This window comes from Kocuria massiliensis, assembly GCF_900169715.1.
Lineage (GTDB): Bacteria > Actinomycetota > Actinomycetes > Actinomycetales > Micrococcaceae > Rothia > Rothia massiliensis.
On the sequence record NZ_LT835161.1, the window covers coordinates 148,847 to 173,842 of the forward strand.

A 24,996-nucleotide genomic window follows, 5' to 3' on the forward strand; every position below is an offset into this window, starting at 1 on the left:
GAAGTCTCGCAATACCTAGCATCATAAGTTTTGTGTCGTGGGACAAAATGCAACCGTGATACAACTCGATGTGATGCAGGTTACCAAATTCAATGCTTTGAGGGGTCGTAAGTAGTGATGAGAAAGTCGTGGAGTTCCATGGTGGCGGTGACTGTTCTGGCTTTGGGCCTGACGGCGTGCGGTTCCAGCGGCGGCAGTGGGGAGGGAGCGGAGGGCGCGTCCAGCAGTGCCGCATCGGGTTCCTCGAGTGGTTCGGCGTGCGGTTCGGGAAATATGGCCCCCGGATCGTCCAAAACCGTGCACCTTACATCGGGCGGGCGCGACCGTTCCTACGTGGTGACCGTTCCGAAGGACTATTCGGCGGATACCCCCACGCCGGTCGTGATGGCATTCCACGGGCGGGGTCGGGATTCCGAGCAGATGAAGACCTTGACTGGATTCTCGGACAAGCCGGCCATCGCCGTGTATCCGCAGGGTCTCACGGGGAGCAAGGGGACCTCGTGGCAGGGCGCTAGCTACGCTTCGGATGCCGACGACGTGAAATTTACGGGAGAGGTACTGGACAAGGTGGAGTCCGACCTCTGCGTGGATACCGATCGGGTATATGCGGCGGGAATGTCGAACGGCGGCGGGTTCGCGAGCCTCTTGGCGTGCCGGATGTCGGATCGGATCGCGGCCTTCGCTTCCGTTTCGGGGGCGTATTACGGCGGAACTCGTGCCGGCTGCAACACCGCCGGAGCCGTCCCGATCATGGAATTTCACGGAACGGACGATCCCACCATGAAATACGACGGTGGTGACGGCAAGGGCGGTGAATATATTTCCGTTCCGGAGTACATCGACGAGTGGGTTGCGCGCAATCAGTGTTCCCATGAACCCGAAGTGGATCAGCCGGTGGACGGCGTCGAACATTACTCCTTTAAGAATGACTGCAAGAACGGTTCCGAGGTTCAGCAATACCGGATTGACGGCGGTGGCCACACGTGGCCCGGTGCTCCTGAAGGAATGGGAACTGGACGCGATACCCCCAACCTCCATGCCACGGATCTGATCTGGGAGTTTTTCCAGAATCATCGGCTTTCCCAGCATCACTAGGAGGTCGTTCTCGACATGCGGTCTAGTGTTGAGTCATGACGACTTCACCGGTTTACCGCACAGTTGGCAATTCTGGGTTAGTGGTGTCCGGCGTGGGGCTGGGGTGCAATAACCTCGGCCGCGCCGGCACCCCAACCGAAACGCAAGAAGGCACAGACGCCGTGATTGAGGCGGCCGTGGACTCCGGGATCACGCTGTTTGACGTCGCCGACGTCTACGGCAAGACGCCCGGAACCTCGGAGCGAATGTTTGGGCAAGCTCTGAAGGCGTTGGGCCGTGACGCCGAGGATGTCGTTGTCGTGAGCAAATTCGGTATGGATATGCGTGGTGTCAACGGGACCGACCACGGTGCGCGGGGAGCACGACGTTATGTTCACCGTGCTTTGGACTCTTCGCTGTCCCGATTGGGCCGGGACCATATCGACCTGTACTTCTATCACACACCCGACGGGGTCACTCCGCCGGAGGAAACTCTTGCGGCCCTTGACGACGCGGTCCGTGCGGGAAAGGTGAGATACGTGGGCACGTCGAACCATGCGGGGTGGCAAATTGCCGACGCCGACCATCTGGCACGGGCGAACGGCGGCACCCGCTACGTCGCCGCGGAGAACCATTACAACCTGCTGGACCGTCGCGCGGAACTTGAGGTCCTTCCCGCCGCGGAGCGATTCGGTATCGGGTTGCTACCGTATTTCCCCTTGGCCAATGGGCTGCTGACCGGCAAATATCGCCACGGTCAGGCGCCTGACGGGTCGCGGTTATCCCACTCCAAGAAGAATCTTTTGGAATCCACGGACTGGGATCAGATCGAGAGATTTGTGTCCTTCGCGGAAGACCGCGAGCTGACTCCGATCCAGGTCGCGTTCTCCTGGCTAGCCTCGCGGCCACAGGTTACCTCAGTGATTGCGGGTGCCACCACGCCGGAGCAGGTGCGAAGCAACGCTGTGGCAGCTTCGTGGGTTCCGACCTCGGAGGACCTCGAGGAGCTCGACCAAATCTTCCCGCCTCCGGAGAAAATCGCTCTGTTCTAAAACGATGGCCGGCGCGACGGCACTCCGCAGGAGCTGCCGCGCCGGCCACCGGCATGCATCACGGGCGTGCGCACGTGAAGCCCTCGAGGCTGGGGCTACCGCACCCCGGCGCGCTGTGCCGCGTCGAAGAGGGTCGACGTGGCGAACTCCAGACCTTCGATGGGTCCCATCGAGGTGTCTTCGTGCTCAATGTTGACGCTGATTTCTTCACCGGTGATCTGCTCAACCTCCGCGAGGGCGCGCAAAAATTCGGCCCAGTAGGCGGCGTCGTGTCCCACGCCGACGGCGACGAAGTCCCATGCGGAATCCTTGGGCCACTCGTTGACATACTCGTCTCCGCCCATGTTGGTCCGCTGCTCTTCCTCACCCATGCGGCGGAAACGCTCGTCGAGAACACCGTAGATTTCGGCATGTTCACGGTTGATGCGCACGTCCTTGGCCGCAGCGTGGAAGACGAGCGGCCCCAACCATCGGACGCACGCCACGGGATCCATCTGCTGCCAGAACAAGTGAGAGGCGTCGAGTTCGACTCCGATGTTCGTCGCCCCGATGCGATCCACGAGGCGCTTGGCCGTGGGCGGATTGAAGACGAGGTTTTGCGGGTGGAGTTCTAGAGCCACCTTGACATCGTGCTCCCGGGCGAGTTCGTCAATCTCGGACCAGAAATCTGCGGCCTGGTCCCACTGCCACTCCAATGAATCGAGGGCGTGCGAACCCCATGTGTTGACGTTCCAGGCGGGGTATTGGCCCTGGGGGTCCGAACCTGGGAGGCCGGACATCGTGACAACTCGCTTTTGCCCCAGTGCCGCAGCTGCTCGAACGGAGCGTCGAATATCGTCCGCATCATCGGGCCCGATAGCGGGGTCCGGGTTCAAGGGATTGCCGTTGCAGTTGAGGCCGAGAATCGAGAGTCCGCGGTCTTCGAAGCGTCGTCGGTAGGCGTCAGCCGCGGCGTCGCTGGCGAGGATGTCGTCCAGGGGCAAGTGAGTGGGAGGAAGGAAGCCACCGGAGTTGACTTCCAATCCGTCGAGTCCGAGGCGGGCCGTCTGCTCCAAAGCCTCGTCGAGGGGTAGGTGGTGCAGGATCGCGTTGTAAACGCCCAGCTTCATGGCACATTCCTTATCTTCTCGTGGACGGGACAGGGTCCGGCGGATGCTTCACAGTTGCCCCGGTCACATCAGGCTACCGAGATTTTCGTACTTTGTCTGTACAAAACATTGACAGGACAAAGTGGTGTGGTGCACTCTGGAAGGGTCAGACGGTAGCAATCGACGACGATGCCCCTCGCCTCATCACATGTGGGGAAGCACGCAGCGATGAAACCGACCACGAGTCGCGGGAAGGACCGGCCAGTTCATGAGTTATGACTTGCTCACCATGGGAAGAATCAGCGTGGACATTTACCCCAATGACATCGGGGTTGGCCTGGGGGATGTGACGTCCTTTGGCAAGTATTTGGGAGGGTCGCCGTCCAATGTGGCGGTAGCGGCCGCCAAGCACGGGCGCAATACTGCGGTCATCACCCGCACCGGCGACGACCCGTTTGGCGAGTATCTCCACCGTGAACTGAAGCGATACGGCGTCGACGACGCCCACGTCAGCCCCGTGGCTGGTCTACAGACCCCCGCGACCTTCTGCGCGATCATGCCACCCGAGGATTTCCCGCTCTATTTCTACGGTCGCTTCCCGTCGGCGCCGGATCTGAAAATCCAGCCCGACGAGGTTGACCTCCACGCGGTCCAAGAGGCCACCGTTTTCTGGTCCACGGTGACCGGGCTGTGCCAAGACCCCAGCCGTACCGCCCAGCTGAAGGCCCACGAGGCCCGCCCACGGGAAGCGCTGAAGGAGGGGCAACACACCATCTTGGACCTCGATTACCGCCCCATGTTTTGGGACTCCATCGAGGACGCGACAGTGCAGGTCAAGGAGAACCTCAAGCACGCGACCATTGCGATTGGTAACCGCGAAGAATGCGCCGTGGCGGTCGGGGACGGCTCGCCCGAAGAGCAGGCCGACCGTCTCTTGCAGGCAGGGGTCAAGATCGCCGTCGTCAAGATGGGATCGCAGGGCGTCATGGCCAAGACGGCCGAGGAAACCGTGATTTCGGAGCCGGTCACCGTGGAGACGGTCAATGGCCTCGGCGCCGGGGACTCCTTCGGGGGTGCCTTCTGCCACGGAATTCTCTCCGGCTGGTCGCTTCAGCACGTTCTGGACTTTGCCAACGCCGCCGGAGCGATCGTCGCATCGCGCATCGCCTGTTCGGAAGATATGCCGACCACGGGCGAGGTTCTCAACCTGCTTAACGAACGAGGAAGAGGGTTTGACGCATGAGCGAGCAGCGGAATCAGGCCAGCGGCCTTCCCACGTTCGACGCTCCGGAGATCGGGTCCACGGATCCCCGGCGATACGAACAACTCACGCAGATTCGTTTGGAGGACCCGGGGGTGGTCCAACGAGCCGCCGATGCCCGAACTCGCCATCCAGGGATCAAGTACGGCGAACAGAACTTCATCGTCGCCGCGGATCACCCAGCTCGCGGGGCCCTCAAGGTGCGCAGCGATGGTCGTGCCATGGCGGATCGCCGGGGCCTGCTGGACCGGCTGCGTATTGCGCTTCAAAATCCCGCCGTCGACGGCATCTTGGCGTCCCCGGACGTTTTGGATGATCTCCTTCTCTTGGGGGCGCTCGAAGGCAAACTCGTTTTCGGTTCCTTGAATCGCGGGGGACTGTCCGGCCTGGTCAACGAGATCGACGATCGTTTCACCGCCCATACTGCCGAGGCTCTCCAGAAAATCGGCGCCGACGGCGGAAAAATGCTCACGCGTATTCATTACGGAGACCCGCACACCACCTCGGTCCTCGAATCCACCGCCCACGCGGTCGATGAACTGGCCGCTCGCGGCCTTTACGCGATGGTCGAACCCTTCATCTCTGCCACGCGCAACGGCGCGATCTTCAACGATCTCAGCACCGACGCCGTCGTGAAGTCCGTGGGAATCGCCTCCTCTCTGGGATCGACGAGTGCCTATACATGGATGAAATTGCCGGTGGTGCCGGACATGGAGCGCGTCGTCGCGGCGAGCACCCTTCCGACCGTGTTGTTGGGTGGGGATCCCACGGCTGCCCCTGACGAAATCTTTGCCACTTGGCGAGATGCCCTGGCCCTGCCGGGAGTCCAGGGGCTGACCGTTGGACGCACCTTGCTGTACCCGGAAGACGACGACGTTGCCGGAGCCGTAGCGACTGCAGCCTCCCTGCTGCGCAGCAGCCGCAACTAACGAGGATTGAAAGAGGTTTACATGACTACCCAGACCATGACCGTGGGCCAGGCCCTCGTGAAGTTTCTGTCCCAGCAGTACACCGTCGACCGTGTGGGCTCGGAGACCTACCGCGAGCGGACGATCCCCGGAATGTTCGGAATCTTTGGTCACGGAAATGTTGCCGGCGTTGGCCAGGCTCTGCGCCAGTTCCAGGGCCAAGACCCCTCGCTCATGCCGTACTTCCAGGGGCGCAACGAGCAGGCCATGGTGCATCAGGCCACCGGCTATGCACGCCACGTACGTCGGCGGGCGACCTACGCGTCCACGACCTCCATCGGCCCGGGCTCGACGAACCTGGTGACCGGGGCGGCCTTAGCGACCACCAACCGGCTTCCAGTTCTCCTGTTCCCGTCTGACGTCTTCGCGACTCGAACCACCGACCCGGTGCTTCAGCAACTGGAGCGTCCCGACGCTGGGGATATAACGGTTAACGACACTCTGCGTCCCGTCTCTCGGTATTTCGACAGGGTGTGGCGACCGGAACAGCTGTACTCGTCCCTGCTGAATGCGATGCGGGTCCTCACGGATCCCGTGGAGACGGGTGCCGTGACGATCGCCCTGCCGCAGGATGTCCAGGCCGAACGCATCGATGTTCCGGAGGAGTTCTTCCAGGAAAGGGAATGGCGCATTCGGCGGCCCGCACCTGAGGAAGAAGACCTTCGGGCGGCGATGGACGCAATCCGTTCGGCGAAGAAGCCCGTCATCATTGCCGGCGGCGGCGTGCACTACGCCTTCGCGACCGATGAGCTGCAAAAGTTCGCTGAGGCCACCGGCATTCCGGTCGCGTATACGCAGGCTGCGGTCGGCGTTCTCGACTGGGACCACCCGTTATGCCTCGGTGCCGTCGGTTCCACGGGTTCAACCGCGTCCAACCAACTCGTTGCGGATGCGGACCTGATTATCGGAATCGGGACGCGCTATGAGGACTTCACCACGGCCTCGCGCACCGCCTTCCAGAACCCCGATGTTTCGTTCGTCAATATCAACGTCGCGGCCTTCGACGCGTACAAGCACGGCACCCAAATTCCTGTGGTCGCCGATGCACGTAAGACCCTCGTGGCGATGAATGAAGCCGTCTCGGGCATTCACGTTTCGGATGAGGTGAGCGAGAAGGTTGCCGCCGAGAAAAAGCGGTGGGACGGTATCGCGGATGCGGCCTTTGCCGAACGCTATCGCCCCGTGATGTCCCAGAACGAAATCATTGGGCGGGTTAACTCCGCGATGGACGACCGCGACGTCGTGATCTGCGCTGCCGGTTCGTTGCCAGGTGACCTTCACAAGCTGTGGCGGGTCAAGGACCCGTACGGCTACCACGTGGAATACGCGTACTCCTGCATGGGGTACGAGATTGCCGGCGGACTGGGCGTCAAGAGGGCGAGCTTGCATCAACAAGATGGCCGCGACGTCGTCGTGACCGTTGGCGACGGCTCCTACCTGATGATGCACACGGAGCTGGTGACGGCGGTGGCCGAGAGGATCAAGCTCATCGTGGTGCTGATTCAGAACCACGGTTATGCATCGATCGGTGCACTCTCGGAATCCCTGGGGTCGCAACGTTTCGGTACGAAGTATCGGTACCACGACGAGGCGCAACAGTCCTTCGATTCCGGCGACACCCTGCCGATTGACCTGGCGACTAACGCCGAGTCCCTCGGTGTCCGGGTAATCCGGGTCGAGCCGGGCGAGTCCGTGGGGGAGGACCTCGAAGAAGCCATCCGTACCGCTAAGGCCGCGCCGGAAGATTCGGGCCCCATCCTGATCCACGTCGACTCGGACCCCCTCATCGACGCTCCGAGCTCGGAGTCGTGGTGGGACGTTCCCGTCGCGTCGGTCTCCGATCTGTCATCCACACAGGAGGCCTATGCCGTGTACGAAGACAAGAAATCCACACAAAAGCCTTTGCTCGGCTGATTCCACACCGTGCATCCATCATCGGACGCGACAATTGCGTTCACTCAACGTGAGGAGAAGAAAAAGTGACCACGAGCATCCAGCACTTCATCAACGGACAAGAGACACCAGGCTCCGGTGAACGCCGTCAAGAGGTTTTTAACCCCGCCACGGGCGATGTGACGGGCACCCTGCATTTGGGTGGCCAGGATGATCTGCAAGCGGCCGTCGCCGCAGCCAAAAAGGCCAGCGAATCCTGGGCGGACCTTTCCCTCGCCAAAAAGAGCGCCATCCTGTTCAAGTTCCGCGAGCTTGTCCACGCCCACACGGACGATCTGGCGCGCATCATCACCGCGGAGCACGGCAAGGTTCTCTCCGACGCCGCCGGAGAGGTGGCTCGAGGCCTTGAGGTCATCGAATTCGCATGTGGAATTTCCGAACATCTGAAGGGCGAGTACTCGGACCAGGTTTCCACCGGGTTTGACGTCTTTTCGTTCCGCCAGCCGCTGGGCGTCGTCGCCGGTATTACCCCGTTCAACTTCCCCGTCATGGTTCCGTTGTGGATGGCTCCGGTCGCAATCGCCACGGGCAACGCCTTCATTTTGAAGCCCTCCGAGCGGGATCCCTCCGCTTCATTGCTGTTGGCCAAGCTCTGGAAGGAAGCCGGTCTTCCCGATGGCGTCTTCAACGTGTTGCACGGTGACAAGGAAATGGTGGATGGGTTGTTGACTCACCCGGATGTCGACGCCATCTCGTTCGTCGGTTCCACGCCCATCGCCAAGTACGTTTACGAGACCGGAACCCAGAACGGCAAGCGCGTTCAGGCTCTTGGCGGAGCCAAGAACCACGCCGTGATCATGCCGGACGCGGATATGACGCTGGCTGCGGAGCACCTCAACGCCGCCGCCTTTGGGTCGGCAGGTCAGCGGTGCATGGCCATTTCGGTGGCCGTGGCCGTCGGAGACGCCGCCGACGAAGTGGTCTCTCGCGTCAAGGAACTCGCCCAGGGCATCAAGGTCACCGAGGGCACCGATCCCCAGGCGGATATGGGGCCGGTCATTACATCGGCTGCCAAGGAGCGCATCACCAAAATTGTGGGCGAGGCTCAGGATGCGGGTGCAGCGTTGGTGCTCGATGGTCGCGACGTGATCGTCAAGGATCACGAGAAGGGCTTCTTTGTTGGCCCGACCATCATCGACAAGGTCAAGAAGGAGATGAGCGCCTACGAGGAGGAAATCTTCGGGCCTGTCCTCGTCGTCATCCGCGCTGAGTCGCTGGAAGAGGCCATCGAGATCATCAACGCCAACCCGTATGGCAACGGCACTGCCGTATTCACGTCCAACGGTGCCGTGGCTCGGACCTTCCAGCGCAAGGTACGCGTCGGCATGATCGGTGTGAACGTTCCGCTGCCGGTGCCGGTGGCTTGGCACTCCTTCGGCGGTTGGAAGAACTCGCTGTTCGGCGACCTCCACATTTACGGACCGGATGGAGTGAAGTTCTACACCCGCGGCAAGGTCGTCACTCAGCGTTGGCCCGAGCCGAAGGCTGTCTCGGGAGCGTCCTTCAACTTCCCCTCCAGCTCGGACGACTAACGAACCGGGGTCTTGTCCCGGGCCCGCGGCCGGTGACGGCCGCACCCAAAGCTCGGGCGCCGTCCACGTGATGACGCCCGAGCATCCCAAATTTCTTCATAACTCTTTCAACGGCGAAAGCGAGTCCCACAATGGCCGATACTACTCACGACTCAAACCTCATCATCGGCACTGCCCCGGATTCCTGGGGCGTGTGGTTTCCTGACGACGAACAGCAGACCCCTTGGCAGCGCTTCCTCGACGAAGTCGTGGAAGCCGGCTACCGCTGGATTGAGCTCGGGCCTTATGGATACCTCCCGACCGATCCGCAAACCTTGGCCAAAGAGCTGAAGGACCGGGACTTGCAGATCAGTGCCGGCACGGTTTTCACGGCGTTCCACCGAGGGGCCGACCAATGGGACGAGGCTTGGGAACCCGCTCGTCGTGTCGCTGAATTGACCGCTGAAATGGGTGGAAAGCACGTCGTCGTCATCCCGGCGCTGTGGCGTGACGATAAGACAGGCAAGGCCCTCGAAGACCGTACCCTCACCGACGAACAGTGGGAGTCTCTCGCGACGGGTCACAACAAGCTGGGTGAGCGTCTCCAGAGCGAATTTGGCCTGTTCCAGCAATTCCACTCGCATGCCGATTCCCACGTCGAAACGATGGAACAGATCGAGAAGTTCTTGGCCCGCACCGACCCCAAGCTCGTGACGCTGTGCCTCGACACGGGACACGCTGAGTACGGCGGTGCGTCGTCGGTTGAACTCATCGAGAAGTACCCCGAACGCATCGGATACCTGCATCTGAAGCAGGTGCATCCGGATATCTTGGCGCGTGTTCGAGCCGAAGACATGACCTTCAAGGACGCCACGGCGAGCGGTGTCATGTGTGAGCCGCCCCAGGGCTTGCCCGACCTTCGAGCGGTCATCGAAGCCGCCGAGGCACTGGGCCGTCCCTTCTTCGGCATCGTGGAACAAGACATGTACCCGCTCCAGGACTTCGATGTTCCGTTGCCGATTGCGACCCGCACCTGCAAATACCTGTTGGGCTGCGGTTCGCGCACCACGGTCGCCTAACCTCCACTTACTGTCACGACTGCAGCGCTGAAAGGAAGCCTGACCATGACACAACCATTGAAAGTTGCCGTCGTCGGAGCCGGCCGCATGGGTTCCGACCACATTATTCGTCTGCGTGACCGCATGAAGAACGTGCGTGTCACGGCGGTGATTGACATCGACCAGCCCAAGGCCGAAGCCGCCCTGGAAGGAATTGAAGGAGCTCGGGTCTACACCGACTTTACGGAGGCTCTCGACTCCGGAAACGTCGATGCCGTGATGGTGGCGACGCCAGGTTTCCTTCATGAACAGGTGCTCTTGCCAGCGCTCAGCCGGGGGTTCAAGGTCTTTTGCGAAAAGCCGCTGACGCCCGATTCCGAGTCGGCGTGGCGCATCGTGGAAGCCGAGGCGGCAATGGGCCGCAAGCTGGTCCAGGTGGGCTTCATGCGCCGGTTCGACGAGGGCTACCGTCGCATCCGGTCGGCCGTCCAGTCGGGTGAACATGGCGAACTATTGGCGCTGGACTGCGAGCACATCAACCCAAACGTCCCGGATTCCTACACGGGTCGCAATTTGATTGATGACACCGTGGTCCACGAGTTCGACGTCGTGCGGTATCTGACCGGGGAAGAAATCACCACGGTTCAGGTCCGCACCGGTAAAAACTCCAGTGCTGCTAAAGAAGGCTTGGTGGATCCGGCGCAGGTTCTCGCGGATACCGAAGGCGGTGTCAGGGTCTCGGTCAACACCCACGTCACTGCCGGATACGGATACGCGGTATCGACGAGAGCCACCTTCGAAAAAAATCACCTCCAAGAGGGCGTCGACCACGTAACCCCTGGGTTCGAGGAACGGTTCGTCGATGCCTACGACACCGAGGTGCAGGAATGGATTGATGACTGCCTGAGTGGCGAATTGAATGGCCCCGATGCATGGGACGGCTACGCGGCAGCTGCGTGCTGCGAGGCCGGATTGCGTGCCATCGAAGACCCCGGAACGTCAGTCGACGTTGTGCTGAACGAGAAGCCCGACTTGTACCGGTAGGCCATTCGCAGAAACGGCAAAAAATTTGAAATCCCTATAGGCAAGACCCATATTTGTGCATATGATAGGACAAATAGGGAAGCGCCCCTGAATCGGGGCCTGTTCGGGAAACCGGCAGGCCCCATTTTCAGACCAACTTTCCATTGCGATGCAAATCACATGACTGGACGTGTGCTCCACCAACTGAGTAGGGAGACTCTGTGAAATACGCTCTAGATCCCACACCTTTCCATTCCACACATTCGCTTCTTGAATTCCCGCGGGTGGTCAAAGATCTGGGGTACGACTATCTCCAGATGACTCCCCATCCGGATTTCATCCCCTTCTTTCGCCACCCCAAGGCCGACGACGAACTGGTCGCGCAGTTGGCGAAGGCCTGCCGCGACGCTGACGTGGAGATCGCGTCGGTCTTGCCGGTCATGCGGTGGTCATCCCCCGATCCGGACGCTCGCGAGGCGGCGGTGCGGCACTGGAAACGCATCATCCAGATCGCCGTGGACCTCGGGGTGCAACAGCTCAATACGGAGTTCTCCGGAAGGCCGGAACTTGCCGAAGAATCCGAGCGTGCTTTTTACCGCTCGATGGAGGAACTGCTCCCGATCATCGAGCGAGAGGACCTCCATGTCGCCATCGACCCCCACCCTGACGATTTTGTCGAGCAGGGGCTCGAGGCATGGCGGGTAATCCGCGGGGTGAACTCCAAGAATCTTGGAATGGTTTACGTTGCTTGCCACACCTTCCATATGGAAGATGAACCGCTCGACATCATGCGAGCTGCAGGCGACCGACTCAGAGTCGTCCACGTTGCGGATACCATGGATCACCATCGATCCAATGGCCTCAGGTACATCACCAATCCTCCCGGGAGTCCCGCGCGCGTCCACCAGCACCTAAAGATCGGTGATGGCGACGTCAACTGGGAGGAATTCTTTGGGGGACTGAATGAGATCGGATTCTTGGACTCCGAGGAGACCGTCATGGTTTCGAGCGTTTTCGCAGAGAATGAAGATGCCGCCAAAGTTTCCCGCTATCAACTCGACACGATGAGGAAGAGGGTTGAAGCGGTTCGCCGGGGTTAAAGAACGCCCCACCACCCATCACCTGTAGTTCATTGAGCGTGGGATTGGATGTCCCTCGCCTGTTGATAAAGGAGTCATCATGAGCGCCGTCACACCGGAGAGACCTTCGACGTCTCTCCCTCCCTTGACCGATGGGCCCCACAAGAAGCGATTGGGCGTCGTCGCCTTAGTCGCGACCTTCGGTGGTCTGTTGTTCGGTTACGACACTGGCGTGATCAATGGTGCGCTGGAGCCGATGAGCGAGACTCTCGGCTTGACCGCTGATACCCAGGGTCTCGTTACGAGTACTTTGCTGGTTGGCGCTGCCGTCGGCGCGGTGAGCATTGGAAAGCTCTCCGACGCGTGGGGCCGCCGAAAGACCATTCTTCTGTTGGCCGTACTGTTCTTCTTGGGCACGCTGGTGTGCGTCTTTGCGCCTGAGCTGTTCACGTTGCTCGTGGGTCGTTTCTTGCTGGGCCTCGCCGTGGGCGGCGCCTCCGCTGTGGTTCCCGTGTTCCTCGCCGAGCTGGCACCATTCGAAATCCGAGGCTCGCTCTCGGGCCGGAATGAAATGATGATCGTCGTCGGCCAGTTGGCCGCGTTCGTGGTCAACGCTATTCTCGGAAACACTCTGGGTCACCTGGACCACGTCTGGCGCATCATGCTGGCCGTGTGTGCTCTTCCCGCGATCTTCCTGTTCATCGGAATGTTGCGGATGCCTGAATCGCCGCGCTGGTTGATCACCCAAGGTCGTCGCGACGAAGCCCTCACGGTCCTCAAGACGATCCGCTCCGAGGAGCGCGCGATCGCCGAGATCGAGGACGTCGAGCAGGTCAACAAGCTCGAAGAGAAAAAGCATGAGTCCGGTCTGTCGGCCGTTTTCAAGAATAAGTGGCTGTTGCGCATCCTCTTGGTGGGTGTTGCGGTCGCGGTATTCCAGCAGTTCACGGGCATCAACTCGATCATGTACTACGGTTCGATCGTTCTGGAGCAGTCCGGCTTCGCCGCGAACGCCGCGTTGATCGCTAACATCGCGCCGGGTGTGATCGCCGTGATCGGTGCGTTCATCGCATTGTGGATGATGGAAAAGGTCAACCGGCGCACCACGATCATCACCGGCTACTCGCTCGTGACCATCTTCCACGTGTTGATCGGCATTGCGTCCATGACGATTCCCGAGGACAGCGCCATTCGACCCTTCATCATCCTGATCCTGGTGGTCGGGTTCGTGGGATCGATGCAGACCTTCCTCAACGTGGCCACCTGGGTGCTGCTCTCCGAAATCTTCCCGCTTCACATGCGTGCGGTCGGAATGGGCTTCACCGTGTTCTGCCTGTGGATCGCCAACGCCTTCGTGAGCTACATGTTCCCGGTGGTGCTTAACGCGGTTGGCCTGACCGGATCCTTCTTCGGATTCGCCGTCATCAACGCCATCGCCGTCCTGGTTATGTACCGGTTCCTCCCCGAAACTCGAGGCCGCACCCTCGAGTCGGTCGAAGAAGATGTCACCACCGGTGCGATCTTCCAGGTTGGACGCAAGAAGTAACCCGGCGACGCGCAGGATGGTCTCTTCACCCGGCCATTCTTGGGGGTGTCGTTGAGGATATGAACGGGGCCGCTCGCACGTCGCGAGCGGCCCCGTTTGCGTGTGGCTCAGCAACCGGGATTCGCGAAGTCGGGCTAGTCCTCGTCCACGGGATCTGCCATGGCGAATTGCGCCTTATACAGCTCGTAGTAAGCGCCGCGGCGGGACATGAGCTCCGTGTGATGACCTTGTTCCACGATCTGGCCGTCGTTCATCACGAGGATCGTGTCGGCGTCACGAATGGTTGAGAGCCGATGGGCGATCACAAAGGACGTTCGGGAAGCTCGAAGTGCAGACATCGCCTTTTGCACCAACACCTCGGTGCGAGTGTCCACGGAGGACGTGGCCTCGTCCAGAATCAGGACGGAAGGGTTCGCGATGAAGGCTCGAGCAATTGTGATGAGCTGGCGTTCACCCGCAGAAACAGTGCCACCCTCTTGATCGATCACCGTCTCGTAGCCTTCCGGTAAGGCATGGACGAATCGATCCACGTACGTGGCCTTGGCCGCCTCGAGCACTTCGTCATCGGACGCGTCCAAACGCCCATACCGAATATTTTCCCGGATGGTTCCCTCGAAGAGGACCGCGTCCTGAAGCACTATTCCGGTGGCCGATCGAAGTTGGCGACGGCTCATGTTTCGAACATCCGTCCCGTCAAGGGTGAGCGAACCAGAGTCGATCTCGTAGAACCGCATCATGAGGTTGACCAGCGTGGTTTTGCCTGCGCCCGTGGGTCCGACAATCGCCACCGTTTGCCCTGGCGTGGCGAGAAGACTCAGGTCCTTAATGAGCAGGGTTTCAGGCGTGTAGGAGAAATTCACGCTGGAAAACTCGATGCGCCCAGCGGCTCGCCTTCCGGAGGAAGCCTTTTCATGATCCGAGGGGGAATCCGGCAACTGCTCAGGCTCATCCAACAGTTCGTAGACGCGTTCCGCACTGGCGACGCCGGACTGCAGCATATTGGCCATTCCCGCGATTTCGCCGAGCGGCTGATTGAATTCGCGGGAGTACTGGATGAACGCGGTTGCGCCGCCAAGGCTGAGCTGTCCGCTGGCGACCTTGAGCCCTCCCAAGACGGCAATGCCCACGTACCCGAGGTAGGAGACGAACTGCATGATGGGCATGATCGTGCCCGAAAGAAACTGAGCGCGGAAAGACGCCTCAAACACGCGTTCGTTGTGCTCCCGGAAGGTCCGGGTCATGTCGTCTGAGCGTCCGTACACCGATACGAGGTCGTGCCCCGTGAAAGATTCCTCGATATGCCCGTTCAGTTCACCGGTGGACTTCCACTGCGCAGCGAAAAGCTTCTGACTGCGTTGACCGATCGCGCCAACCACCACAGCCGAGATGGGGATAGCCAGGAGCGCGACCAAAGCCAACTGCCACGAGAGCACGAACATCATCACGGCCACGCCCACGACCATGAGGATCGCATGAACCAGGGCCGCCAGCGCTTGTTGTAGCGCCTGCTGAACGTTGTCGACGTCGTTGGTGGTACGGGACAGCATGTCGCCACGTGTGTGAGTGTCGAAGTAGCTGAGCGGCAGAGCGTTGAGTTTATCTTCGACCCGGGAGCGCATGTCGTAGACCACGTGCATCACGAGGTCGTTGAGCATGCGTTCCTGAATCCAGAAGAACAATCCTGAGAGGACGTACATGCTCAGCACGAGTAACAACGATGCCCCAAGCTCACCGAAATCGATGCCGTGACCGGGGACGAAATGCACGCCCGTTAACATGTCTGCCATCTGGTGGTCGCCTTTGGCCCGCATGCCGGCGATCACGGCGTCGGGGCTGGCGTCGGCGGGCATCCGCGCCCCGATGATTCCGGCGAAAATGAGGTCGATACCGTGGCCCAGAACCCGCGGCGCGATAACGTTCAACGCCACCGATGCGACAAGCAACACCGTCATGATGACCACGTGCCATGGGCGGCGGCCCAATTCCCGGATGATTCTGAGGGTCGTGGGCCAGAAGGCTTTGGCGGGTCCAGGCTGAGCGCCTTCGGGAAACTCACTCATGAGGCTTCCTCCGCCGAGAGCTGGGATTCGACGATTTCTTGATAGGTTTCCGAGCTGGCCAGCAACTCGTCGTGGGTGCCCCGTGCGACGATGCGGCCGGCATCAAGAACGAGGATCTGATCGGCACCAGTCACGGTCGAGACGCGTTGTGCCACGACAATCACGGTCGCGTCTCGTGTGGCGGGTGCTAGAGCGCTCCGCAGGCGAGCATCGGTCGAGACATCCAGGGCGGAGAAGGAATCGTCGAAAAGGTAAATCACCGGCCGTGATGCGACGGCGCGGGCGATACAGAGGCGTTGACGCTGGCCTCCGGAAACGTTCGTGCCTCCTTGCGCGATCTCGGATTCCAACCCCCTCGCGGGATTTTCCTCGCTGCCGGTATTCCGATGCCGAACGAAATCTTCGGCCTGCGAGATGCGAAGGGCGTCCCACAGCTCCTCGTCGGTTGCCTCTGGGTTGCCGAAGCGCAGGTTGGAACCGACAGTGCCCGAGAACAGGTACGGCTTTTGAGGCACGATTGCTACACGTTGGGTGATATCGGCCGCGGCCAGGTCTCGAACATTCACACCGTCGAGGAGAACTTCTCCGCGCGTGACGTCGTGTAGGCGCGGGATGAGGTGCACAGCCGTCGTCTTGCCGGAGCCGGTGGACCCGATGATGGCCGTGGTAGTTCCTGGTTCGGCACGGAAACTGATGCCTGAGAGCACGGGGTCGTCCGCACCGGGGTAGTGGAACTCGACATCGCGAAACTCGACGACGCCGTGACACCGGTCGGGAATAACGGTCCGATCAGCGGAATGAACGGCGGGTACGGTTTCGAGCACCTGGCCGATGCGACGAGCACAGATCATGGCTCGTGGAAACATCATGGCCGCGAACGAACCCATCATGACGGCCAGCAAGATCTGCATGAGGTACTGGAGGAACGCGGTCAGGGAACCAACCTCCATGTGTCCGGCGTCGACCCGGTGCCCACCAAACCAGAGAACGGCGACTTCGGCTCCGTGAAGCAGGATCGTCAGAATGGGCCCCATGAGAACGAAGATGCGTCCGATCTTCACGGAGATGTCGGTGATCTCGCGGTTGGCTACGTCAAACCGTTGCGTTTCAAAGGGTTCTCTCACGAACGCTCTGATGACGCGAATGCCCATGATCTGTTCGCGAAGCACGCCGTTGACGGCATCGACCTTGTCTTGCATGACCGTGAACTGAGGGATCAGCTTGCGAACGAGGACCGTCATGGTGCCGACGACGAGTGGAGCGGCCACCACCACGAGCCAGGACAAACCGACGTCTTCCTGAAGGGACATGATGATCCCGCCGATCACCATCAACGGCAGCGTGACCATGAAATTCATGACCATGACGACCAACATCTGCACTTGTTGGACGTCGTTGGTTCCACGGGTGATGAGGGTCGGCGCACCGTATTCGGAGATTTCCTGGGTGCCGAATCTGTCCACGGAGGCATACACGGCAGCTCGGAGGTCTCGGCCTATAGCCATTGCGGTTTTTGCCCCGAAGTACACCGCCACGATGGCCGAAATGATTTGGGCGAGCGCTACGAGGAGCATGAGCCCGCCCGTGCGCCAGATGAAGTCGGTATCACCCGTGGCCACGCCGTCGTCGATGATGCGCGCGTTAAGACTTGGTAAGTACAGGATGGCCAACATCGAAATGAGCTGGAGGAGCACGACAATAACGATGTGACGTCGATAAGGTTTTGAAAATCGTCGAAGCACTGTAAAGAGCATGGGCCACCTGGGGTCCTGGGGCTAGATGATCGTGTTCGGGGTCGAAACACAGCGTGGTTCCAGGAGACCAGCATTTCTTGGCCCGGTCAAGAGTTGAAATATATTCATTTTCTTCTGAGAAACCCCATCAAGGGTGAATTGATGGATGACAGGTTGCATCCATGAGATGAGAGATGAAGTATCGAGATATGACTCATGCCACTATTCCCCAGAAAATGCGTGCCGCCGTATGGGGCGGTGAATCATCGCGATTGACCGTCGAGACCATTCCCGTACCGATTCCACAAGCCGACGAGGCACTTGTAAAAATCACCGCCTGCGGTGTCTGCCACACGGATTTGCACGTTCTCAAGGGGGAGGTGGCCTTCCCAGCCCCGGCAGTGGTGGGGCATGAGATCAGTGGTGAGGTCGTCTCCATCGGGGAGGGGACACGTTCGGACGGCTCAATCGAGGTGGGGACGCAGGTCATAGGTGCCTTCATCATGCCGTGTACCCAGTGTGAGCAGTGCCGTGCAGGCCGAGATGACCTGTGTGAAAAATTCTTTGCGGAAAACCGGCTCAAGGGAAATCTTTTCGACGGCACGTCACGTCTGACGGGTGCACAGGGCGAGCGGTTGTCCATGTATTCGATGGCGGGAATGGCTGAATACGCCGTCGTGCCGATGTCCGCTCTTGCATCCCGCCCCGAGAACGTTCCGGCCGAAGAAGGCGCGATCCTCGGGTGCGCCGCATTCACCGCGTACGGCGCGGTGCGGAAATCCGGGTTAGCCGAAGGTGAGACGGTCGCTGTGGTCGCGGTGGGTGGCGTCGGCTCGAGCCTGATCCAGGTGGCCAAGTATCAGGGAGCCGAGACCGTGATCGCGATCGACGTCGCCGACGAAAAGCTTGAGGCGGCCCGCGGCCTCGGGGCCGATGCGACGGTCAACTCGACGGACCGGGACGTTCGCGAAGCCGTCCTCGAACTGACAGGCGGTAAAGGGGTCCACGTGGCCTTCGAAGCCCTCGGGCGCCCGGAAACCTTCACCCAGGCCGCGTCGCTCTTGCGTGAGGGCGGTCGGATGGTGGCCATCGGAATTGCCCCGGGCGGCGTGACGGGTGAGGTGGAAATTTCGCCGCTCGTGCGCCGGGGTCAGACCATCACGGGATCCTTTGGTGCGGTGACGCGCATCGATCTCCCCGCGGTGGCGCAACTTGCCAGCGACGGCGGTTACCGCGTTAAAGAGGCGGTGACGAGGAAGTACTCTCTGGACGACGTCGATGACGCCTACCAAGCCCTCAACCGTGGCGAGATTACCGGCCGAGCGATCGTCGTCATGTGATCGCCGCCCGGGTCGCCTCGACCGTGTGGTTGAGTAAGGCGGCGGTCGCGGGACGAAGCCGGGCTCCGCGCCTGGTCAGCGCGTAGAGGTCCCGATACAGTTCGGTGGCCATCGCCTCGGGCCAGGTGATGGGGTGAGGGGGTCGGTCTAGCGGATTAACTCCGTTGTCGAAGACCATGTCCGGCAAGAACGCGGCAGCCATTCCCGCCTGCACGAGGTCGTGGTGGAAACGTAAATCCGACGATTCGTAGGAGACCTTCGGTTCAAATCCCGCGCGTCGGCACATTCCTTTGGCCCAGTCGGAAGCTGTGGTGCCGGAGGTCTCGAAGACCCACGGAAGTTCGCGCAGGTCCTCCAGGCTCGCGACGGGCCACGGAGAATATGCCACGATGCGATCGCGAAAGAGGTGCACCGAATTCATCTCGGTGTCGACGGGTTGCGGGCGGCCAGAGAACTCATCCGTGATGGCGACGTCGGTGCGACGGCCCAACAAGCTGGATACCGCGGCCTCGGGCTCGAGGAGGTTGAACTCGACCGTGACGTCCGGGTGGGAGCTCTTCATGCGGTGGAGGATGTCCGCAAAATACGAGACCGCGAAGGAGCCGAACGAGGAGAGGCGCACGGTGCCGTGGATGCGAGCCCGGCCGTCGTCGAGCTCTGCTTCCGCGGCCTCGAGAATTTCCACGATTTGATCCGCCCGGCGAGCCAATTTTTTCCCTGAGGGGGTCAGGAGGATGCGCCGCCCCACCCGTTCCGTGAGGGCGATGCCGACGTCCTTCTCGAGGCCAGAGAGGTGCTGTGAGACGGCGGCCGGGCTGACGTCGTGGTCTCGGGCGACGGCCGAGAGGCTGCCGCGAGAATCGAGTTCCCGCAACAGAATCAGGCGGTGAACGTTGAGCATGGCGACTCCTTATGTCCGATGTTGCCAGCTTTAAGTACAACTTAACTCCTAGAGCAAGTCTTCCCTTCTGTTTCCCCTGGTGGGACACGAATAGCATCGATTCATCAGTGATCGAGACGTGACTCACAGAGCGCGTGAAGGAGGGGAATTGTCTAGGCAAAACATCGACGGTACGAGGGAAGCCCCGTTCTCCGCACAGGAATACGACGCCCGGCTTGAAGCCGTCCGGGCCCTAGCGGCGAAGCGCGGACTCGACGCGCTCATCATCTCGGATCCTGCCAACATGTACTACCTGACCGGCTATGACGCCTGGTCCTTCTACATGCCGCAGATTCTCTTCCTGCCCGTGGACGGGCCGATGTACTTCATCGCCCGCGAGATGGACGCGCACGGGGCACACCGGACCATTGCCGTGATTCCGCAGGACCGAATCCTGGCCTACCCGGAGCGGTATATCGACCAGGACGAGGTGCATCCCGGTGATTGGATGGCACAGGCCATCCGCGATCTCGGTTATGGCACCTCCCGCCGGGTCGGGTACGAAGGCGACACAGCCTTTTTCACGGTCAGGACCTTCCGTTCCCTCGAGGCCGGGTTGCCCGAATGGGAGTTTGAGGACTCCCGGCATCTTGTCGGGTGGGTCAGGCTTGTGAAGTCAGACATCGAAATCGACTACATGCGCAAGGCAGGCGTCGTCTGCCAGGGTGCCATGGAAGCCGCCTTGGACGGGTTTACCCTGGATCGTCCCCAGAATGACGTGGCCGCCGACGTCATGGCCGCTCAGGCCCGGGGTAGCCACGGGATCGATGGCGACTACACCTCGATCGTCCCGCTCTTCCCCATGGGAGCAGGTGCCGATACTCCCCACCTGACGTGGGCGGATGTTCCGACGCCGAGCGGCGTCCCGATATCCGTGGAACTCGCCGGCGCACATCGCCGATACCACGCTCCTCTGGCTCGGACGGCGATTATCGGCAAGCCCGACCCCGACCTCGACCGCCTCTCGAAGGTTACGGTCGAGGCCCTCGAGGCGGCCTTGGACACTCTTCGAGACGGCGTTCCGGCGTCGGAGGTCGCCAAAGCTTTCACGGACGTGCTCGGGCGTCACGGGTACCGCAAGAATTCGCGCCTCGGGTATTCGATCGGCGTCGGATACCCGCCGGATTGGGGCGAGCGGACCGTGAGCATTCGGGCCGAAGACCCCACCACCCTGCGAACCAACATGACGTTCCACCTGATCGCCGGCATGTGGCTGCGCGGCATGGGATTTGAGGTCTCCGAATCCATCCGCGTGACCGACCACGGCCACGAAACCTTCAGCTCGGTCCCGCGCGGACTAATCTCCCTCGACTCCAGGAGGTAGGCATGACGACCCCCACAATTTCTCACCGACCGCTCGCTCAGCGCGCCGCGGAGCTCAACGGCTCGGTGATCGATGCCTCGACGGCGTTGCTCGCGAGCCAGACTCACGACATCGTCAAATTTGCGATGGGCGCTCCCAACGACGAGCTGATTCCGACCGAAGAGTTCGGCCGACTCTTGGGCAACTCAGCGGACGGTCGTTTCGGCTATGGGGCGAGTGAGGGCGAGGACGCCCTCATCGAGCAGATTCTCCACATCCAAACCAGCCAGGGCCATCGCTCCAGCGCCGACCGCATCGTCGTCACGACCGGCGGAATGCAAGGGCTCGACATCGCCTTCAAGATGCTCGTCGACCCGGGCGACACCGTCGTCGTCGAATGCCCGACATACACCAACGGAATCGGCACCGCCCTCAGCTACCAAGCGAATATTCTCGAGGCGCCGATGGATGAGAACGGGCTTGTGGTCGAGGCCTTACCCGAGTTGGTGGCGGCCTCCGGGAAACGGCCCAAGGCCATCTACACGATCCCGAATTTCCAGAACCCAAGTGGCACGACCCTTTCCCGCGAACGGCGCGAGCAGCTCCTCGAACTGGCCGAAGAATGGGACGCGTACATCGTCGACGACGACCCGTACGGACTCCTGCGTTTTGAGGGTGAACAGGTCCCCGGTTTCCTCGAACTCAGTCCCCACAACCCGAGGGTGATCCAAGTCCGGACTTTCTCCAAGATTCTCGCTCCAGGACTTCGTGTCGGATGGTTGGACCTCGACCCGAGCCTGCGCGAGATCGCGGTCAACGCGAAACCTGCGATGGACACCTGCACGAGCGTGCCGATGCAGAAGATGATCGCGGACTACCTCGCAGAAGGCGGGCTCGACGCCCACGTGTCCTGGTTGCGCTCGGTGTATCAGCAGCGCAAGGACGCCATGATCCGGGCCCTCGACGAGCGGTTCGGCGACGACGTCGTAACCACCAACCCGGACGGGGGATTCTTCCTATGGGTGGACCTCACCGGGAAGTACGCGAGCGTCGACGCCGAGGATCTATTCCCGCTGGCCTTGCGGCACGGCGTCGCCTACATCCCTGGCCCGGCCTTCACGAATTCGGCCTCGCAGCGTCACGCCCTGCGTTTGTGCTTCGCGACGTCGTCACCGGAACGCATTCGGGAAGGCGTCGAGCGGCTCGGCACAGCACTGGACGAATACGTCGAGAAAAACTCGGGAGCCTAGCCATGACACAGACCTATCCGTCGCCGACCGCGGCCACCACGGAGGACTGGGTTCTCGAACGCATCGACGCAGACTGGATTCTTGCGCTCGCCGACGAGCTGATTCGTGCCCGCGGCGAAAACCCGGGGGAGGCCGAGAGCGCGACCGTGTCCTCCCTAACCGGGGCGCTCACCGCAATCGGCGCCCGCGTGGAGCACGACGAAGTGATGCCTGGACGGGCCAACGTCATCGCTCATCTCGGCGGTGATGGCACAGGAACTGGGGGCATCTTGTTTTTGGGCCACAGCGACGTCGTCCCCGCCGGGGCCGGTTGGACCGGGGATCCCTTCGAACCCCGGCACGTGGACGGGCGGCTCATCGGTCGCGGAGCCGTCGATATGAAAGGCGGCCTCGCAGCCGTCATCGTTGCGATGTCCGCGGTGCACCGGGCGTGCCCTGAAGTGCCCATGACCTTGTTGGTGACGGTGGACGAGGAATGCGACGCCGCAGGAGCCCGCCGATACGTGGCCTCGAAGCCCGACGGCGAATACCTCGGGTGCGTCGCCGCGGAACCGACCGGGATGGAGATCATCACGGCCTGCCGCGGAGCCACCAACCTCCGGGTCAACATCTCGGGGGCGAGCGCCCACGCGGGGAACCCGGACGATGGCGCGAGCGCGATCCTGGCCGCTGGCGAGGTTCTCCGGGTGATCGAGACCGACGATCGTGCTCTTCGTGAGACGCCCGATCCACTCTTGGGGCGTGCCAGCTGGAATGTGGGCATGATTTCCGGCGGCCATGGAACCTCGATCGTCGCCGATCGGTGCGAACTCGCCATCGACCGCCGTACCCTGCCCGGTGAGGACCCCGAACAGATTCTTTCGTCCCTGCTCGCCTCGGCCACCAAGGCCGTTCACTCCGCGGATCGCGCCCGGTCGGGACGGCTCTCGTTGACGGGCGCCGTCGAGATGGTGATGCCGGGATTCAAGACCGACCCAGCGGATCCGTTCGTCCTGACGTGTCGAGATGCCGTTCGCAGTGCGGGCGGTTTGGGCCGCACTGGCACCTGGACGGCCGCCTGCGAGGGCGGATTCATGTCTCAGGTGCACGGCATTCCGACCGTGGTTCTCGGCCCGGGGGACGTGAACAACCAAGCTCATCAACCCGACGAACAGGTCGAGATTTCCGAACTCCTGATGGCTTCCAAGACGTACGCACTACTTGCCCTTCGCTGCACGGACCGTCTGCGCGGCTAAACACCATATCAACGGGCGGAATCACCGCCCCGCACCTCGGGAGGACCCATGTCCCACGCTCCTGTGTATGAACCCCCACCGATCACCTCCGAGATCGACATGAGCATCGACGAGAAGAAGACGGCTCGGAAATCTGTGGCCGGCTCCGCCGTCGGCAACGCGATCGAGTGGTTCGATTACGGCATTTACGGCTATCTCCTCGTCTACATCTCCCAGTTGTTCTTTACGTTCGACGCCGGAAACCAAACCCTCGCCCGTGTCCTAGCGTTGGGAACCTTCGCGGTTTCCTTCCTCGTCCGGCCGCTCGGTGGTTTCATCTTTGGTCCGCTCGGGGATCGCTTTGGGCGGCAGCGAGTCTTGGTCATCACGATCGTGCTGATCAGCGGTTCCACGGCGTGCATCGGCCTGTTGCCCACATATGGGACGGCAGGCTTCATCGCCCCCATCTTGTTGATTGTGTTGCGTGCGATTCAGGGTTTCTCGGCGGGTGGCGAGTACGCCGGCGCCGCGGTGTTCATGGCGGAACACGCCCCGGATAACCGTCGTGGAATCTACGGATGCTTCCTCGAATTCGGAACACTCGTGGGGTTTAGTGCGGCGGCGATTCTGTGCACCGTGTTGACCATGATCGTGGGTGAAGACGGCATGATGGCCGGTTGGTGGCGGCTCCCGTTCATCCTGACGGCGTTCATGGGCGTCTTGGCGTTGTGGATGCGGCGTCACTTGCACGACCCGGCCGCTTTCACCGAAGACGTCGAAGAGGCCGTCGACCATCCCTCGGCGCTCAAGGCCTTGGGCAACCTGCTGAAGTCTTACCCTTCGCAGATCTTCAAGCTCATCGGGTTCGTGACCCTGCTGAACGTCGCGTTTTATCTGGTGCTGACCTACATGCCCAGCTACCTCTCGGCGACCTTGGGCCACAGCACGGCCGAGGCGAACTTCTCGTTGGTGGTGATTCAGCTCGTCATGATCGCGGTGATCGTTCCGTTCGGCGCGTTGAGTGACAAGATCGGACGTCGCCCCATCCTGATCACAGCGTCGGTGGGATTCATCCTCCTTTCCGTCCCCGCGATGATGCTGATCCAGCGCGCAACCTTCTGGTCGCAACTGTTGGGCATCGGGATCCTTGGCCTGTTCTTGGTCATGCTGATTTCCACCATTTCGGCGACTCTCCCGGCACTGTTTCCCACCAAAGTGCGGTATTCGGGGTTCGCGGTCGGATACAACATTTCGACCGCGCTCTTCGGTGGAACCGCGGGGATGTTCAACGAGCTGCTCATCGACAAGACCGGCAACGTCTTGATGCCGGGATGGTATCTGGCGGTCGCCGGGGTGATTGGTTTGATCTCGGTGCTGACCTTCCGCGAGACGGCGGGCCGCTCCCTGCGCGGCAACGTGGTCCCGGGCAGCGACGACGATCTGAGGCTGGCCCGCGGTGAGGAACTGATTGGAACCAAGACCGGTTCGGTCCCGACCGTTGAGGACGACGGAACGGCACACACCACGACGAAAGGACGGTAAA

General features: G+C 61.3%; 19 protein-coding genes. 15 read left to right on the top strand and 4 right to left on the bottom strand.

Annotated elements, in window-relative coordinates; genetic code table 11:
- Positions 1-138: 138 nt before the first annotated feature.
- Together B9Y51_RS04975 and B9Y51_RS04980 are read left to right on the top strand one after the other, a co-directional pair.
- Positions 139-1,095, top strand: a complete 957-nt coding sequence (locus B9Y51_RS04975; protein WP_158088256.1) for a CE1 family esterase — start codon at positions 139-141, stop codon at positions 1,093-1,095.
- 35 nt (positions 1,096-1,130) lie between these two features.
- The gene (locus B9Y51_RS04980; protein ID WP_085529017.1) at positions 1,131-2,126 is read left to right on the top strand and encodes an aldo/keto reductase; all 996 of its coding nucleotides are present in this window, start codon (positions 1,131-1,133) and stop codon (positions 2,124-2,126) included.
- A 95-nt stretch (positions 2,127-2,221) separates the two neighbouring features.
- Here B9Y51_RS04980 and B9Y51_RS04985 read toward each other — a convergent pair whose 3' ends face one another.
- Positions 2,222-3,235, bottom strand: a complete 1,014-nt coding sequence (locus B9Y51_RS04985; RefSeq protein WP_048681606.1) for a sugar phosphate isomerase/epimerase family protein — start codon at positions 3,233-3,235, stop codon at positions 2,222-2,224.
- A 247-nt stretch (positions 3,236-3,482) separates the two neighbouring features.
- On the opposite strand from B9Y51_RS04985, the gene iolC reads away from it, so the two are divergent.
- The 8 genes from iolC to B9Y51_RS05025 all read left to right on the top strand — a co-directional run bounded on the left by iolC (position 3,483) and on the right by B9Y51_RS05025 (position 13,613).
- Positions 3,483-4,457: a 5-dehydro-2-deoxygluconokinase gene (gene iolC / locus B9Y51_RS04990; protein ID WP_048681603.1), complete on the top strand. Its 975-nt coding sequence runs from the start codon at positions 3,483-3,485 to the stop codon at positions 4,455-4,457.
- On the top strand, positions 4,454-5,404 hold the full coding sequence (locus B9Y51_RS04995) for a Cgl0159 family (beta/alpha)8-fold protein (RefSeq protein ID WP_245826075.1): 951 nt from the start codon (positions 4,454-4,456) through the stop codon (positions 5,402-5,404). The genes iolC and B9Y51_RS04995 overlap by 4 nt, the downstream gene beginning before the upstream one ends.
- 36 nt (positions 5,405-5,440) lie before the next feature.
- Entirely contained in the window at positions 5,441-7,357 is a 1,917-nt protein-coding gene (iolD, locus tag B9Y51_RS05000; RefSeq protein ID WP_048681693.1) for a 3D-(3,5/4)-trihydroxycyclohexane-1,2-dione acylhydrolase (decyclizing), read from the top strand.
- A 65-nt stretch (positions 7,358-7,422) separates the two neighbouring features.
- The gene (locus B9Y51_RS05005; RefSeq protein WP_085529018.1) at positions 7,423-8,928 is read left to right on the top strand and encodes a CoA-acylating methylmalonate-semialdehyde dehydrogenase; all 1,506 of its coding nucleotides are present in this window, start codon (positions 7,423-7,425) and stop codon (positions 8,926-8,928) included.
- 131 nt (positions 8,929-9,059) lie between these two features.
- Positions 9,060-9,986, top strand: a complete 927-nt coding sequence (locus tag B9Y51_RS05010) for a sugar phosphate isomerase/epimerase family protein (RefSeq protein WP_085529019.1) — start codon at positions 9,060-9,062, stop codon at positions 9,984-9,986.
- Between the two features lie 45 nt (positions 9,987-10,031).
- Positions 10,032-11,009: a Gfo/Idh/MocA family protein gene (locus tag B9Y51_RS05015; protein ID WP_085529020.1), complete on the top strand. Its 978-nt coding sequence runs from the start codon at positions 10,032-10,034 to the stop codon at positions 11,007-11,009.
- A 200-nt stretch (positions 11,010-11,209) separates the two neighbouring features.
- Entirely contained in the window at positions 11,210-12,088 is an 879-nt protein-coding gene (locus B9Y51_RS05020; protein ID WP_048681592.1) for a sugar phosphate isomerase/epimerase family protein, read from the top strand.
- A gap of 79 nt (positions 12,089-12,167) precedes the next feature.
- Positions 12,168-13,613 carry a sugar porter family MFS transporter gene (locus tag B9Y51_RS05025; RefSeq protein WP_048681589.1) on the top strand — a complete coding sequence of 482 codons (1,446 nt, stop codon included), beginning with the start codon at positions 12,168-12,170 and terminating at the stop codon, positions 13,611-13,613.
- A 134-nt stretch (positions 13,614-13,747) separates the two neighbouring features.
- Here B9Y51_RS05025 and B9Y51_RS05030 read toward each other — a convergent pair whose 3' ends face one another.
- Together B9Y51_RS05030 and B9Y51_RS05035 are read right to left on the bottom strand one after the other, a co-directional pair.
- A complete protein-coding gene (locus B9Y51_RS05030) occupies positions 13,748-15,673 on the bottom strand; it encodes an ABC transporter ATP-binding protein (protein ID WP_085529021.1) in 1,926 nt (641 codons plus the stop codon).
- The gene (locus B9Y51_RS05035) at positions 15,670-17,427 is read right to left on the bottom strand and encodes an ABC transporter ATP-binding protein (protein WP_085529022.1); all 1,758 of its coding nucleotides are present in this window, start codon (positions 17,425-17,427) and stop codon (positions 15,670-15,672) included. Before B9Y51_RS05035 ends, B9Y51_RS05030 begins: the two co-directional genes overlap by 4 nt.
- Before the next feature lie 188 nt (positions 17,428-17,615).
- Between B9Y51_RS05035 and B9Y51_RS05040 the strand changes: the two genes are divergently transcribed.
- Positions 17,616-18,746, top strand: coding sequence for a zinc-binding dehydrogenase (locus tag B9Y51_RS05040; protein ID WP_085529680.1), 1,131 nt, complete (start codon positions 17,616-17,618; stop codon positions 18,744-18,746).
- Here the strand turns inward: B9Y51_RS05040 and B9Y51_RS05045 are convergent.
- Entirely contained in the window at positions 18,739-19,647 is a 909-nt protein-coding gene (locus B9Y51_RS05045; protein WP_085529023.1) for a LysR family transcriptional regulator, read from the bottom strand. The genes B9Y51_RS05040 and B9Y51_RS05045 overlap by 8 nt on opposite strands.
- Positions 19,648-19,795: 148 nt before the next feature.
- Here B9Y51_RS05045 and B9Y51_RS05050 point away from each other — a divergent pair, with 148 nt between their 5' ends.
- From B9Y51_RS05050 to B9Y51_RS05065, 4 genes are read left to right on the top strand one after another with little or no spacing between them, the layout of a single operon-like run.
- On the top strand, positions 19,796-21,010 hold the full coding sequence (locus tag B9Y51_RS05050; protein ID WP_085529024.1) for a M24 family metallopeptidase: 1,215 nt from the start codon (positions 19,796-19,798) through the stop codon (positions 21,008-21,010).
- 2 nt (positions 21,011-21,012) lie between these two features.
- Positions 21,013-22,239, top strand: coding sequence for an aminotransferase-like domain-containing protein (locus tag B9Y51_RS05055; protein ID WP_085529025.1), 1,227 nt, complete (start codon positions 21,013-21,015; stop codon positions 22,237-22,239).
- Positions 22,240-22,241: 2 nt separating this feature from the next.
- Positions 22,242-23,474, top strand: coding sequence for a M20 family metallopeptidase (locus B9Y51_RS05060; RefSeq protein WP_085529026.1), 1,233 nt, complete (start codon positions 22,242-22,244; stop codon positions 23,472-23,474).
- A gap of 48 nt (positions 23,475-23,522) precedes the next feature.
- A complete protein-coding gene (locus B9Y51_RS05065) occupies positions 23,523-24,995 on the top strand; it encodes an MFS transporter (RefSeq protein ID WP_218189203.1) in 1,473 nt (490 codons plus the stop codon).
- The last annotated feature ends 1 nt before the right edge of the window (position 24,996 follow it).